The organism is Paraburkholderia sp. RL17-381-BIF-C (assembly GCF_046026435.1).
Classification (GTDB): Bacteria; Pseudomonadota; Gammaproteobacteria; order Burkholderiales; family Burkholderiaceae; genus Paraburkholderia.
On the sequence record NZ_JARESX010000004.1, the window covers coordinates 91,066 to 104,479 of the forward strand.

13 protein-coding genes are annotated in these 13,414 nt (G+C 63.2%); 6 read left to right on the top strand and 7 right to left on the bottom strand.

Annotated elements, in window-relative coordinates:
- The 3 genes from P0D70_RS04800 to lexA form a co-directional block, all read right to left on the bottom strand.
- Complete coding sequence (locus P0D70_RS04800; protein ID WP_408183117.1) at nucleotides 1-669, bottom strand: DUF2939 domain-containing protein; 669 nt, start codon at nucleotides 667-669, stop codon at nucleotides 1-3.
- Between the two features lie 96 nt (nucleotides 670-765).
- On the bottom strand, nucleotides 766-1,110 hold the full coding sequence (locus tag P0D70_RS04805; protein ID WP_408183119.1) for a hypothetical protein: 345 nt from the start codon (nucleotides 1,108-1,110) through the stop codon (nucleotides 766-768).
- 130 nt (nucleotides 1,111-1,240) lie between these two features.
- The gene (lexA, locus tag P0D70_RS04810; protein WP_091794602.1) at nucleotides 1,241-1,891 is read right to left on the bottom strand and encodes a transcriptional repressor LexA; all 651 of its coding nucleotides are present in this window, start codon (nucleotides 1,889-1,891) and stop codon (nucleotides 1,241-1,243) included.
- A gap of 311 nt (nucleotides 1,892-2,202) precedes the next feature.
- Between lexA and P0D70_RS04815 the strand changes: the two genes are divergently transcribed.
- From P0D70_RS04815 to P0D70_RS04840, 6 genes are all read left to right on the top strand, one after another.
- Complete coding sequence (locus P0D70_RS04815) at nucleotides 2,203-3,243, top strand: sulfate ABC transporter substrate-binding protein (protein WP_091794600.1); 1,041 nt, start codon at nucleotides 2,203-2,205, stop codon at nucleotides 3,241-3,243.
- A gap of 144 nt (nucleotides 3,244-3,387) precedes the next feature.
- A complete protein-coding gene (cysT, locus tag P0D70_RS04820; RefSeq protein WP_091794598.1) occupies nucleotides 3,388-4,290 on the top strand; it encodes a sulfate ABC transporter permease subunit CysT in 903 nt (300 codons plus the stop codon).
- Complete coding sequence (cysW, locus tag P0D70_RS04825) at nucleotides 4,287-5,324, top strand: sulfate ABC transporter permease subunit CysW (RefSeq protein WP_408183125.1); 1,038 nt, start codon at nucleotides 4,287-4,289, stop codon at nucleotides 5,322-5,324. Before cysT ends, cysW begins: the two co-directional genes overlap by 4 nt.
- Nucleotides 5,324-6,382, top strand: coding sequence for a sulfate/molybdate ABC transporter ATP-binding protein (locus P0D70_RS04830; RefSeq protein WP_091794594.1), 1,059 nt, complete (start codon nucleotides 5,324-5,326; stop codon nucleotides 6,380-6,382). Before cysW ends, P0D70_RS04830 begins: the two co-directional genes overlap by 1 nt.
- Nucleotides 6,383-6,479: 97 nt before the next feature.
- Nucleotides 6,480-7,406: a CysB family HTH-type transcriptional regulator gene (locus tag P0D70_RS04835; RefSeq protein WP_408183132.1), complete on the top strand. Its 927-nt coding sequence runs from the start codon at nucleotides 6,480-6,482 to the stop codon at nucleotides 7,404-7,406.
- A 78-nt stretch (nucleotides 7,407-7,484) separates the two neighbouring features.
- Entirely contained in the window at nucleotides 7,485-8,528 is a 1,044-nt protein-coding gene (locus P0D70_RS04840) for an asparaginase (protein WP_091800560.1), read from the top strand.
- Between the two features lie 154 nt (nucleotides 8,529-8,682).
- Here P0D70_RS04840 and P0D70_RS04845 read toward each other — a convergent pair whose 3' ends face one another.
- The 4 genes from P0D70_RS04845 to gcl form a co-directional block, all read right to left on the bottom strand.
- Nucleotides 8,683-9,084, bottom strand: coding sequence for a DUF3597 domain-containing protein (locus tag P0D70_RS04845; RefSeq protein ID WP_091794589.1), 402 nt, complete (start codon nucleotides 9,082-9,084; stop codon nucleotides 8,683-8,685).
- 564 nt (nucleotides 9,085-9,648) lie between these two features.
- Nucleotides 9,649-10,557 (bottom strand): 2-hydroxy-3-oxopropionate reductase, encoded by a 909-nt coding sequence (locus tag P0D70_RS04850; RefSeq protein ID WP_408183135.1) that lies wholly within the window; start codon nucleotides 10,555-10,557, stop codon nucleotides 9,649-9,651.
- A 107-nt stretch (nucleotides 10,558-10,664) separates the two neighbouring features.
- Nucleotides 10,665-11,474, bottom strand: coding sequence for a hydroxypyruvate isomerase (gene hyi / locus P0D70_RS04855; RefSeq protein ID WP_408183137.1), 810 nt, complete (start codon nucleotides 11,472-11,474; stop codon nucleotides 10,665-10,667).
- A 114-nt stretch (nucleotides 11,475-11,588) separates the two neighbouring features.
- Nucleotides 11,589-13,364 (bottom strand): glyoxylate carboligase, encoded by a 1,776-nt coding sequence (gene gcl / locus P0D70_RS04860; RefSeq protein ID WP_408183139.1) that lies wholly within the window; start codon nucleotides 13,362-13,364, stop codon nucleotides 11,589-11,591.
- Nucleotides 13,365-13,414: the final 50 nt, after the last annotated feature.

Here is a 13,414-nt window from a genome sequence, read left to right on the forward strand (position 1 = left end):
TCACTCATTCAGGTTGACCGCGGCCAGCTTCCATGTGAAGACACCCTCGCGCTGAAAGATCGCCGAGTAACGCGCGTCTCCGGCGCCGTGCTGGTATGTGACGACGAACTCGTTGAGGCCGCGATAGCCCGCGGTGGTTTGCGGCGGTTGCGCAGGCGCGGCGTTGGTGTTGCCGTTGCCTGCGTTGCCTGCGTTGCCGACGGCAGGCGCCGTAGGTGTCGCCGGTGCGGGTGAGGCCGCGGCGCCATCCGCCGGCGTGTTCGCGGCCGGCGGTGCGGGCGGCCGTTCGCCCGGATCGCCGCGGGGCGGCATGCCGTTCAGCAAGGCCGCCACGCCGTCTGGTGTCGCATAGGCATCCACAAGCGGGCCAATCAACGCGACGCCGATCATCGCGCCAATGGCGGCCAGCGGATTGCCGTTGCTGTGCGCGTCGAGCCGCCGCGTGAGCAGCCCGGCGACCTGCTGCTTCAGGCTCTCGCGCAACGCGGGAAAGTCGACGTATTGATTGACCGTTTGCGTGTCGCGTGCATCGGCGGCGCGTTTGAGATTGTTCAGCGCGAGATACGGTGATGCGTACGTAAACCCAAGCGCCGCGATCACCACAATCACGATCAGCGTGACGATCAGCGGCCGGGTGGCGCCGCCTTTAATGCGTTTCGAAACTGCCATCGAACGGGACTCTCCATCAGGTGTGATCTAACGTGGACCGCGGCCACACGAAAACGATCCCATGCGATGCGATATCGCCGCCGGCCATACCTTCCATCAAGACTCGAATACCGCCCCGTGGACGTTTGCCTCGTCGGCAATGCAGCGGTCGATCATGCGGCACACAGCGTCCACCGTGCCGACCATGATGAGGCGCGACGGGCCGTGATAGACCCGCACTGGTGCGCGACGGGCCGGTTCGGCCGTATTCAGACCCGAGTTCAGCGACACGCGGGCAAACGCCGGCAACGACGATGGCAGGCTCGACACGCTGTCCGGCGCATCGAACAGCGACGGCGTGCTGGCCGTGGACGCCTCGATCAATGAGCAGGGCACCAGCTTGCGAAGATGGCGCAGACGACCGAACTGGCGAAAAGGCAGCAGGCGGGCAAGACGTTCCATGAGACTCTCCAGGCGATGCAGCGTTAATGCAGCGCTAATGCGGCGTTGGCGCGGCTTTCTACTCTGTCGAACGGGCAAGAAGGGGCTTGGATCGAAGTGCTGGGAAACAAGCCGCCTGGAACCTGACCGTTCAGAACTCGCCGGGGCGAATCAGCCCTACGGCGATACCTTCCAGCGCGAATTCCGCACTGCCGGTTTCAACGAAGATGTTTTCGTAATCGGGGTTCTCGGCGATCAACTCGAGCCCGTTCGGCCGGCGCTTCAGGCGCTTGACCGTGACGTCGTCGCCAAGCCGGGCAATGATGATCTGGCCGTCTTTGGCTTCCGTTCTCTTTTGCACCGCGAGCAGGTCGCCGTCGAAGATGCCCGCGTCGCGCATGGACAACCCGCGCACCTTCAGCAGGTAATCGGGCTTGCTCGAAAACAGCGCCGGGTCGCACGCGTAGTGCTGCGAGATATGTTCCTGCGCGAGGATCGGGCTACCCGCGGCCACCCGCCCGATCAGCGGCAGCGACAGTTGCATGATGCTGGCGTGCGGCAACGTGAACTGGTGCGGCGAATCTTCCGGGCCCGCCAGCAGGCGGATGCCGCGCGACGCGCCGGCCGCGAGTTCGATCACGCCCTTGCGGGCGAGCGCCCGCAGATGTTCTTCTGCCGAGTTGGCCGAGCTGAAGCCCAGTTCGGCGGCGATCTCCGCGCGGGTGGGCGGAAAGCCGGTGCGTTCGATAGCCCTGCGGATCAGATCGAAAACCTGCTGCTGTCGTGCGGTGAGTTTGGTCATGGCGCCACTGTATGTATGAACAGGTGACTGTATTTTTATACAGTATTCCGCGCAATTCAAGCTTTACTTTAAGTTCGTGCCGAGGGGTGGCGTTGGAGCGTCGTCAAACGACGCTACAACACCCGTTTTCGTGCCGCAACGCCTTATCCAGCTGTCATTACCACTTTTGCGTATTAAAGAATGAAGAAACATTATTTTTAATGATGAAAGCCCTTCGATAGACTGGCCTCCAGTTGGCGTTCATGTGCACGTGACCGCGACGCAAAAAGACACGACACGCTGTTTCAGCGCACAACGCGGAGAAAGTTGACATGAATCACCAAGGTACGGGGCTGGCAGGCAAAACGAAGAAACTCATCGCGGCGCTCGCATTGGGCGCGGCGAGCGCGCTCGGCGTGATGGCGCAGGCGCACGCTGCCGACACGACACTGCTGAACGTGTCCTACGACCCGACGCGCGAGCTGTATCAGGACGTCAACCAGGCGTTCGGCAAGGAATGGAAGGCGAAGACCGGCGAGACGATCACCTTCAAGCAGTCGCACGGCGGCTCCGGCGCGCAGGCGCGTTCGGTGCTCGACGGTCTGCAGGCCGACGTCGTGACGCTCGCGCTCGCTTACGACATCGACGCGCTGGCCAACAAGGGCTTGCTGGACAAGGGCTGGCAGAAGCGCTTGCCGGATAACGCGTCGCCGTACACGTCGACGATCGTGTTTCTGGTGCGCAAGGGCAACCCGAAGCACATCAAGGATTGGGACGACCTGATCAAGCCGGGTGTGTCGATCGTCACGCCGAATCCGAAGACCTCGGGCGGGGCGCGCTGGAACTACCTGGCGGCGTGGGCGTATGCGGAGCATCAACCAGGCGGCAACGATCAGAAGGCCAGGGAATTCGTCGGCAAGCTCTACAAGAACGCCGGCGTGCTCGATTCGGGCGCGCGCGGCGCGACCACCAGCTTCGTGCAACGCGGTATCGGCGACGTGCTGATCGCATGGGAAAACGAAGCCTTCCTGTCGCTGAAGGAGTTCGGGCCGGAGAAGTTCGAGATCGTGGTGCCGTCGGTCAGCATTCTGGCCGAGCCGCCGGTTGCGGTGGTGGACAAAGTGGTGGACAAGCACGGCACGCGCAAGCTCGCCGAAGCATATCTGAACTTCCTGTATAGCGAGCAAGGCCAGGAAATCGCGGCGAAGAACTTCTACCGTCCGCGATCGAACAAGGTGCCGGCCGAGCTGACCGCCAAGTTTCCGAAGCTGAAGCTGTACACGGTCGACGATTCGTTCGGCGGCTGGACCAACGCGCAGAAGACGCACTTTGCCGACGGCGGTGTATTCGATTCGATCTATCAACCGCAGTAACTATCGAGCCGTTGCCTTCACCGGCATAGGCAGCAAAGCGATGCGGCAACGCGTCACTCCGGAGCGCGCCCCAAGGGGCGCGCTTTTGGCCAGCCAGGGCCCGGCGGCCGGAAACACGAGCATCAACCTGAACGAGTAACGAGCATGACGACGTTGACCTTCCGAAAACCGAGCGCCTTGCCCGGTTTTGGCCTGACACTCGGCATCACGGTGGCTTATCTGAGCCTCGTGGTGCTGATTCCGCTGGCGGCGACCTTTCTGAAGACCGCGACGCTCGACTGGAGCCAGTTCGTGCGCGCGGTGAGTTCGCCGCGCGTGCTCGCGTCGTATCGCCTGACGTTCTTTTCCGCGCTCGGCGGCGCGCTGATCAACGCGGTGTTCGGCTTTCTGGTGGCGTGGGTGCTGGTGCGCTACACGTTTCCGTTCAAGCGCATCGTCGACGCCGTGGTCGATCTGCCGTTCGCGCTGCCCACCTCGGTGGCCGGCATTTCGCTTGCGGCCGTGTATGCGGGCAATGGCTGGATCGGACAGTTCCTCGAACCGCTCGGCCTGAAAATCGCGTTCACGCCGGCCGGCGTGCTGGTCGCGCTGACGTTCATCGGTTTGCCGTTCGTCGTGCGCACGGTGCAGCCGGTGCTCGAAGAATTCGAACGCGAACAGGAAGAAGCGGCCGCGTGCCTGGGCGCTTCGCGCTGGCTGACGTTTCGCCGCGTGGTGTTGCCGGCCGTGTTTCCGGCTCTGTTGACGGGCTTCGCGCTGGCTTTCGCGCGCGCGCTCGGCGAATACGGTTCGGTGATTTTCATCGCCGGCAATGTACCGATGAAGTCGGAAATCACGTCGCTTCTCATCATCACGAAGCTCGAGCAATACGACTACGCGGGCGCCACGGCTATCGCGGTGGTGATGCTGGTCGTGTCGTTCCTGATGCTGCTGCTGATCAATACCCTGCAGTGGTATTTGCAGCGCCGCACGGGCCGCGGTGGCGCGGGCCCGGTGCCGGCCGCCAGTGTGGCGAGCGTTGCGGCAATCGGCGGAGGTGTGCAATGAGCCGCCGAACCGTGAATGACGTATCCGCCGCGAGCGGTGCGAACAACGCCGCTGCGGTTGCCGTGGCGCCGCGCGCGCCGCTCAATGTAGCGCGCCGTCCCGATCCGGTCACCGAACCGCCGCTCGTGCGCTGGATTCTGACCGCCATCGCGCTGCTGTTCCTCGCACTGTTTCTGGTGGTGCCGCTCGTCGCCGTCTTTTATCAGGCGCTGGCCAAAGGTCTTGGTTTCTATCTGGAATCGCTCGCCGACCCGGACGCGCTCTCGGCGATCAAGCTGACCGTGATCACCGCCGCCATCGCCGTGCCGTTGAATCTCGTGTTCGGTCTCGCGGCTTCATGGTGTATCGCCAAGTTCGAATTCCGCGGCAAGGCGCTCCTGACCACGCTGATCGATCTGCCGTTCTCGGTTTCACCGGTGATCTCGGGCTTGATCTACGTGCTGATGTTCGGCGCGCAGGGTTGGTTCGGCCCGTGGCTGCAGGACCACAACATCCAGATCATTTTCGCGGTGCCGGGCATCGTGATGGCGACGATCTTCGTGACGTTCCCGTTCGTCGCGCGTGAGCTGATTCCGTTGATGCAGGCACAAGGCAACGACGAAGAAGAAGCCGCGCACGTGCTCGGCGCGTCGGGCTGGCAGACTTTCCGCCGCGTCACGCTGCCGAACGTCAAATGGGGCCTGCTGTATGGCGTGATTCTGTGTAACGCGCGGGCAATGGGCGAGTTCGGTGCCGTGTCGGTGGTGTCGGGCCATATTCGCGGCCAGACCGACACGATGCCGCTGCACGTCGAAATTCTCTACAACGAATACAACTTCTCGGCGGCGTTCGCCGTGGCGTCGGTGCTGGCGCTGCTCGCGCTCGTGACGCTCGGCCTGAAGCTGCTCGCGGAACGCCATATGTCGGCGGAACTGTCGGCCGCGCGAGATGTGCCCGCGTACGCCGGTCCGGTTACCACGCCGGTGGGCGCAACACCCGCAACCCACACAACGCATGCATCGCAGCAACACCCGCTCAAGCAAGGAGAGCTGTAATGGGTATCACCGTTCGTAACCTGCAGAAGCGCTTCGGCGATTTCGTCGCGCTCGATAACGTCACACTCGACTTTCCGCCGGGTGAGCTGGTCGCGCTGCTCGGGCCGTCGGGTTGTGGCAAGACCACCTTGCTGCGCGTGATTGCCGGGCTCGAATACGCGGACGGCGGCCAGGTCGTGCTGCAAGGCCAGGACGTGGCGACGGTCGGCGCGCGCGAGCGGGAAGTGGGCTTCGTGTTCCAGCATTACGCGCTGTTCCGTCATATGACGGTGTTCGAGAACGTGGCGTTCGGCTTGCGCGTGAAGCCGCGCAAGGAACGTCCCTCGGAAGCGGTGATCCGCGAGAAGGTGCATGAACTGCTGAAGCTCGTGCAACTCGACTGGCTCGCGCAACGCTATCCGTCGGAATTGTCGGGCGGCCAGCGGCAGCGTATCGCGCTCGCGCGCGCGTTGGCGGTCGAACCGAAAGTGCTGCTGCTCGACGAACCGTTCGGCGCGCTGGATGCGAAGGTGCGCAAGGAGTTGCGTAGCTGGCTGCGGCGCCTGCACGACGATCTGCATATCTCGACGATTTTCGTCACGCACGATCAGGAAGAAGCGCTCGAAGTGGCGGACCGTATCGTCGTGCTCAATCGCGGGCACGTGGAGCAGGTGGGCAGTCCGCAGGACGTGTATGACCATCCGCAAACCTCGTTCGTCTACGAGTTTCTAGGCGCCGCGAACCGTCTGCACGGCAAGGTCGACGCGAGCGGTTTCGTGGTCGACGGCGCGGCGCTGCCGGTGTCGATCAAGGCCGATTTCAGCGGTCCTGCGTTCGCTTATGTGCGTCCGCACGATCTGCAGTTGTATCCGCAGGCATCGGGCCACCGCGAAGGCATTGTGGTCGACGTGCGGCGCGTGGTGACCTTGGGCGGCTCGGTGCGCGTGGAACTCGCGGGCCGCGAGGGCAACCTGCTCGAAGCCGAACTCGATCGGGAAGCGTGGCGCGATCTGCAACTCTCTATCGGCGACGGCGTGACCGCGGTGCCGCGTGCCTTGCGCGTATTCCCGGCGCAATGAGGGCAGTGAGCGCGTTGCGGTCAGCCGCGCGGCAACACGACTCGGTGTTTCAATCAAACTCAAATAACTCAACTCTGGACGAACCGGAGACATACAGATGAATTTCCAGCAATTGCGCTTCGTGCGCGAAGCCGTGCGTCAGAACATGAACCTGACCGAGGTGGCGAACGTGCTGTACACCTCGCAGTCAGGCGTGTCGAAACAGATCAAGGATCTCGAAGACGAACTCGGTGTCGACATTTTCATTCGACGCGGCAAGCGTCTGACGGGCCTCACCGAGCCGGGCAAGGCGGTGCATCAGCTGATCGAGCGGATGCTGCTCGACGCCGAGAATCTGCGCCGCGTCGCGCGCCAGTATGCCGATCAGGATAGCGGCCACCTGGTCGTGGCGACCACTCACACGCAGGCGCGTTATGCGTTGCCGAAGGTGATCCGTCAATTCACCGAGGTGTTCCCGAAGGTGCATCTGGCGTTGCGCCAGGGCAGCCCGCAACAGATCGCGCAGATGATCATCAACGGTGAAGCGGACATCGGCATCTCCACCGAAGCGCTCGACCGCTTCCCGGATATCGTCACGTTCCCGTGCTATTCGTGGCATCACGTCGTGGTCGTGCCGAAGGACCATCCGCTGGTGGGCCGGCAGAATCTGACGCTCGACGAGATCGCCGAATTCCCGATCGTCACGTACGACCAGGACTTCACGGGCCGCTCGCATATCGACCAGGCATTCGCGAAAGCGGGGGCGCTGCCCGACGTCGTGCTGACCGCAATCGACGCCGACGTGATCAAGACCTATGTCGAACTCGGCATGGGTATCGGCGTGGTCGCGGCAATGGCCTACGATCCGAAGCGCGACACGGAACTGGTCGCGCTCGACACGCAACATCTGTTCGAAGCGAGCACGACGCGGGTCGGTTTGCGCAAGGGCGCGTTCCTGCGCGCGTATGCCTACCGGTTGATCGAGATGTTCGCGCCGCAGTTGAACGAAGCGGAGATCGCCGCGCAATTGCGAGAAGCGGTTTGATGGATGCGCAGGGGCGGTGAAGCGCCATTTGTTTATCCATGCATGGCGGCGCGCGGCGCATCGCTTACAATCGCCGCCATGAACACTTCGACTTCTTCCTCCGCTACGCCTTCAGACGAAGGCGCCACGCCGCCGTTGCCGCGTATCGCCGTGCTCGCGACCGGCGGCACGATCGCCGGCGCGGCTGCGGACGCCACCAATACGTCCGGCTATCAGGCCGGTGTGGTCGGCGTCGAGCAATTGCTGGCCGTGGTGCCGGCCTTGTCCACGGTGGCGCGCATCGCGCCCGAGCAGATTGCCAGCGTCGATAGCAAGGACATGGCGATGCCGCTGTGGACCACGCTCGCGCAGCGCATCAACACGCTGCTCGCCGACAGCGACATTGACGGTGTGGTGATCACGCACGGCACCGACACGCTCGAAGAAACCGCTTATCTGCTGCATCTGACCGTCAAGTCGGACAAGCCAGTCGTGCTGACGGCGGCCATGCGCCCGGCTTCGGCGCTGTCCGCCGACGGCCCGCTGAATCTGCTGAACGCCGTGACGGTCGCGGCGCACGCGGCGTCGCGCGGGCAGGGCGTGCTGGTGGCCTTCAACAACAAGATTCACAGCGCGCGCGACGTGGTGAAGACGAGCACCTACGCGGTCGATGCATTCCATTCGCCTGAAATCGGCGCACTGGGCTGGGTGCAGGACGGCCGCGTCGAATTCCAGCGCGGCGTGGTGCGTCCGCATACGCTCGCGACCGAATTCGTGATCGGCTCGAAGTGGCCGCATGTGGAGATCGTGGTGAGTTATGCGGGCGTGACGCGGATTGCCGTGGATGCGCTGGTTGCCGCCGGCGTGCGCGGTATCGTCGTGGCGGGCACCGGCAACGGCTCGATTCATACCACGGTACAACAGGCGCTGGCCGATGCCGCTTCGCAAGGCGTGGCGGTGGTGCGTGCCTCGCGTGTCGGCTCGGGGCATGTGATGCGCAACGGCGCGGCCGCCGACGACGCGCTCGGTTTCGTCAGCGCGGGTTCGCTGAATCCGTACAAGGCGCGCGTGCTGCTGATGCTGGCGCTGGCCGCGGGCGGCACGGGACCGGTGGCGCTGCAGAAGACTTTCGATAAGTATTGATTGTGCGCGGGCGGTCCGGTTCAAAGTCAGAACCGTGTCCCGCATATGACGCTTGAATGACGACGCGGCGCCCAGGTCATCGACCCGAGCGCCGCGTTGTCGTTTCATTTCAAGTTTTTTGCTTTAGCCGACCATAGGCGACGCCGCCAGACCGTCAGTCCGCCAGGTCCGGAGGCAACTTCCCGCCGTTCGCCGCCAGCGCCAGCATGACCTGTTTATGCAGCCAGATGTTCATGCTTGCGGAATCGTTCGTGTCGCCAGTGAACTTCAGCTCTTTTGCGAGCTCCTTGCGATGTTCGAGGCTGCTGTCCACGCCGAGCGCTTTCAGCGTGTCGACGATCGACGTGCGCCAGTTCAACGTTTGACCGCTCTCACTCACGAACTGGTCCATCACGACAGCAACGTCGACGTCGGCGAGCGGCGCGGGCGCCGGTGCAGCCGCCGGTGCGGCAGCTTGCGCCGCTGCCGGATCCGGTGTCGGCTCAACCGCGGGCGCAGGCTGGTCCGGTTTCGCTTTGCCGAAGAGCTTATGTACGATGTCACCGAAGATGCTCATTCTGAATCCTTTGCAGATAGGTTACTGGCGCAAGCACATTCCGCTCACGGGTTGAAAACTGGTTGGGAATCGGGCGAATGAAGCAGAGGACACGCGTTGCCATGATCGGCAAGCCGCACTTGAACGCTGAACCGCCCGCAACCAGACTTAACGAGTGTAGGAGAAAAGCGCGGAGCGATGTGTCAAAAAAGGTCTAGCCGGAAGGGCGGAGTTGCAAGCAAATGCAAGCGGACTTGCGGGCGCGCGCGAGGGGCCGGCAAAAAGAGGTGCTGGCAGGCGGCGCGCATGATGCACCCGCTGCGAGAGTTTGGCCGAAAAAGCATAAGCATCGGTAAAGCATGAAATCCGACAGCCGGACACCCGACGACGACGTCTGACCGACCAAGGCTTCCCCGGCGTCGCCGGGTGCCGCTGCGGACCCCACTTGCCGCTCTCAGCCCAGAGCGGCACGATTTGCCCGTTCCGCCGTGCCTATCGCACGACGAACCGGGCGCCCCACCTGCGACCGCCATGACGTTGACAATGCAACCATCACGGCGGTCCGTGTTACTGCATGATGCGCAATCAAGCTGCCTTGGCTTCGCTGCCCGGCGCTTGCGCGACTTCGAAGTTCGCCATGATTTCGAGGGCGCGCACCATCGCCGAGTGATCCCAGGCCTTGCCGCCATTCGCCGCGCACACGCTGAACAGTTGCTGCGCGCTCGCCGTATGCGGCAGAGCGATGCCGAGCTTGCGTGCGCCGTCGAGCGCGAGGTTCAGATCCTTCTGGTGCAGTTCGATGCGAAAGCCCGGGTTGAACGTGCGCTTGGTCATGCGCTCGCCGTGCACTTCGAGAATCCGCGACGAGGCGAAGCCGCCCATCAAAGCCTTGCGCACACGTTCCGGATCGGCGCCCGAGCGCGACGCGAACAGCAGCGCTTCGGCCACGGCTTCGATGTTCAGCGCGACGATGATCTGGTTGGCGACCTTGCAGGTTTGACCCGCGCCGTTGTCGCCGATCAGCGAGATGTTCTTGCCCATCAGTTCGAACAGCGGCTTGGCCGTGGCGAAGGCTTTTTCCGGACCGCCCACCATGATCGTCAGCGTCGCTTCGCGCGCCCCGACTTCGCCGCCGGAGACCGGCGCATCCAGGTAATCGACGCCCAGCGCGTTGATCTTCTTCGCGAACGCTTGCGTGTCGAGCGGCGAGATCGAGCTCATGTCGATCACGAGCTTGCCTTGCGAAAGGCCGGCGGCGACGCCGTCGTCGGCGAACAGCACGTTGGCGACGTCAGGCGTGTCCGGCACCATGATGATGACGATGTCGGCGGCCTGCGCGACAGCGGTCGAATTCCCGACGACGCTCGTCGTCTTGCTCAGATCTTCCGGCACCGGGTACGCGCCATTCACGAACAGCGAGTGGCCGCCCTTGATGAGGTTGCGCGCCATGTGCGCGCCCATGATGCCGAGGCCGATAAAACCGATCTTTGCCATGTGTCTAAATCTCCAGTGTTGTTGGGTGTCCCGCAAGAGGACGTCCTTCGGGGCGTCTTTCGGGGCTTAAAGCGCCTGATCCGGCGATCAATGCAGCGATGCGGCGCTCAGGCGGCGGCGTGGGCTGCGCCGCGGGTTTGCCCGGCCACGCTTTGAATCCAGCCGAGGCCGGCGGTCGTGGTCGTGCGCGGCTTATATTCACAGCCGACGTAGCCGTCGTAGCCGAGCGAGTCGAGCAGATCGAACAGGAACGGGTAGTTGATTTCGCCGGTGCCCGGTTCGTTGCGGCCCGGATTGTCGGCGAGCTGGATGTGCGCGATCTGCGGCAGATTCTTCCTGATGGTCGCCGCGAGTTCGCCTTCCATCCGTTGCATGTGATAGATGTCGTATTGCAGGAACAGATTGTCCGAGCCGACTGCGCGGATCACATCCAGGCCTTCAGCAGAACGATTCAGTGCGAAGCCCGGAATGTCGTAGGAATTGCACGGTTCGACCAGCAGCTTGATGCCGGCCTTCTTCAATTCGCCCGCGGCGAAGCGCAGGTTCTCGACAATGGTCGAGCGCGCCTTGTCCGCATCGACGCCGGCCGTCGGAATTCCGACGAGGCAGTTCAGTTGCGGCACCTTCAGCGCTTTCGCGTATTCGATCGCGCGGCCCACGCCTTCCTGGAATTCGCTCACGCGATCCGGCAGGCATGCAATGCCGCGTTCGCCAGCTTCCCAATTGCCCGCGGGCAGGTTGTGCAGCACCAGCTTCAGGCGATTCTGCTGCAAACGCTCGCTCAATTCGGCGATCTGATACGGATACGGAAACAGAAATTCGACGGCGTGAAAGCCCGCGTCCGCCGCAGCCGCGAAGCGGTCGAGGAACGGGATTTCGTTGAACAGCATGGTGAGATTCGCTGCAAATTTCGGCATGGTGCGTCTGTCTCTCTGGTCGGTCAGTGGAATAGCTTTCGTGAGGCGGTTCGGTGTGGCCGAACCGCGCTCACGTGATGCTCGTCGTTGCGATATGTGATGCAGTACGGCAGCTCAGTCGAGCATGCTGATCGCGGTCGGCGCGTCTTCGCGCGTGGCAGCCAGTTCTTCAAACTCGTTGATCGCGTCGATTTCGGTGCCCATCGAGATATTGGTGACACGCTCGAGAATCACTTCGACGATCACCGGCACGTTGAACTCGGAGAGCATCGCTTGCGCTTTCTGCAACGCGGGCTTCAGCTCTTCCGGCTTGAACACGCGGATCGCCTTGCAACCCAGACCTTCGGCGACCGCGACGTGGTCCACGCCGTAGCCGTTCATTTCCGGCGCGTTGATGTTCTCGAAGCCGAGCTGCACGCAGAAGTCCATGTCGAACGCGCGCTGTGCCTGACGGATCAGGCCGAGGTACGAGTTGTTCACCACCACATGCACGTACGGCAGCTTGAACTGCGCGCCGGCTGCCAGCTCTTCGATCATGAACTGGAAGTCGTAGTCGCCCGAGAGCGCCACGATCGGACGTTGCGGGTCAGCCGCACGCACGCCGAGCGCTGCCGGAATCGTCCAGCCGAGCGGGCCGGCCTGGCCGCAGTTGATCCAGTTGCGCGCCTTGTAGACGTGCAGGAACTGCGCGCCGGCGATCTGCGAGAGACCGATCGTGCTCACGTAGCACGTGTCGCGGCCGAACACCTGGTTCATCTCTTCGTAGACGCGCTGCGGCTTCATCGGCACGTTGTCGAAGTGCGTCTTGCGATGCATCGTGCGCTTGCGTTCCTGGCAATCGGCGACCCATGCGCTGCGATCCTTTAGCTTGCCTGCAGCCTTCCATTCCTGCGCCACTTCGACGAACAGTTCGAGCGCGGCCTTCGCGTCCGACACGATGCCCAGATCCGGGCCGAACACGCGGCCGATCTGCGTCGGTTCGATGTCGACGTGCACGAACTTGCGACCCTTCGTATACACCTCGACGCTGCCCGTGTGGCGGTTCGCCCAGCGGTTGCCGATGCCGAGCACGAAGTCGGAGGCGAGCATCGTCGCGTTGCCGTAGCGGTGCGAGGTTTGCAGACCGACCATGCCGGCCATCAGCGGATGGTCGTCGGGAATCGCGCCCCACGACATCAGCGTCGGGATCACCGGCACGCCGACGGTTTCAGCGAACGTGACGAGCAGGTCTTCAGCGGCTGCGTTCAACACGCCGCCACCCGAGACGATCAGCGGTTTGTCCGAGTTGTTCAGCAGCGTGAGCGCGGCTTCGATCTGCTTGCGCGTCGCTTTCGGCTTGTAGACCGGCAGCGGTTCGTACGTGTCGATGTCGAATTCGATTTCGGCGAGCTGCACGTCGATCGGCAGGTCGACCAGCACCGGACCCGGACGGCCCGAGCGCATCAGGTGGAAAGCCTGCTGGAACACGCGCGGCACCAGCGCCGGCTCACGCACGGTGACGGCCCACTTGGTCACCGGCTTGGCGATCGATTCGATATCGACGGCCTGGAAGTCTTCCTTGTACAAACGCGCGCGCGGCGCCTGGCCCGTGATAGCGAGAATAGGAATGGAGTCGGCCTGCGCCGAGTACAAACCGGTGATCATGTCGGTGCCGGCGGGGCCCGACGTGCCGATACACACGCCGATGTTGCCCGGTTGAGCGCGCGTATAGCCTTCGGCCATATGCGACGCGCCTTCGACGTGGCGGGCCAGTACGTGGCTGATGTTGCCTGCCTTGCGCATGGCCGAGTAGAACGGGTTGATCGCTGCGCCCGGAACGCCGAATGCGGTGTCGATGCCTTCTTTTTCGAGCACCAGCACGGCTGCGTCGACGGCTCTCATCTTGGCCATGAATGTCTCCTGAATGTCTGGGAATGGGCGAAATAAACGGGTTGATTGCA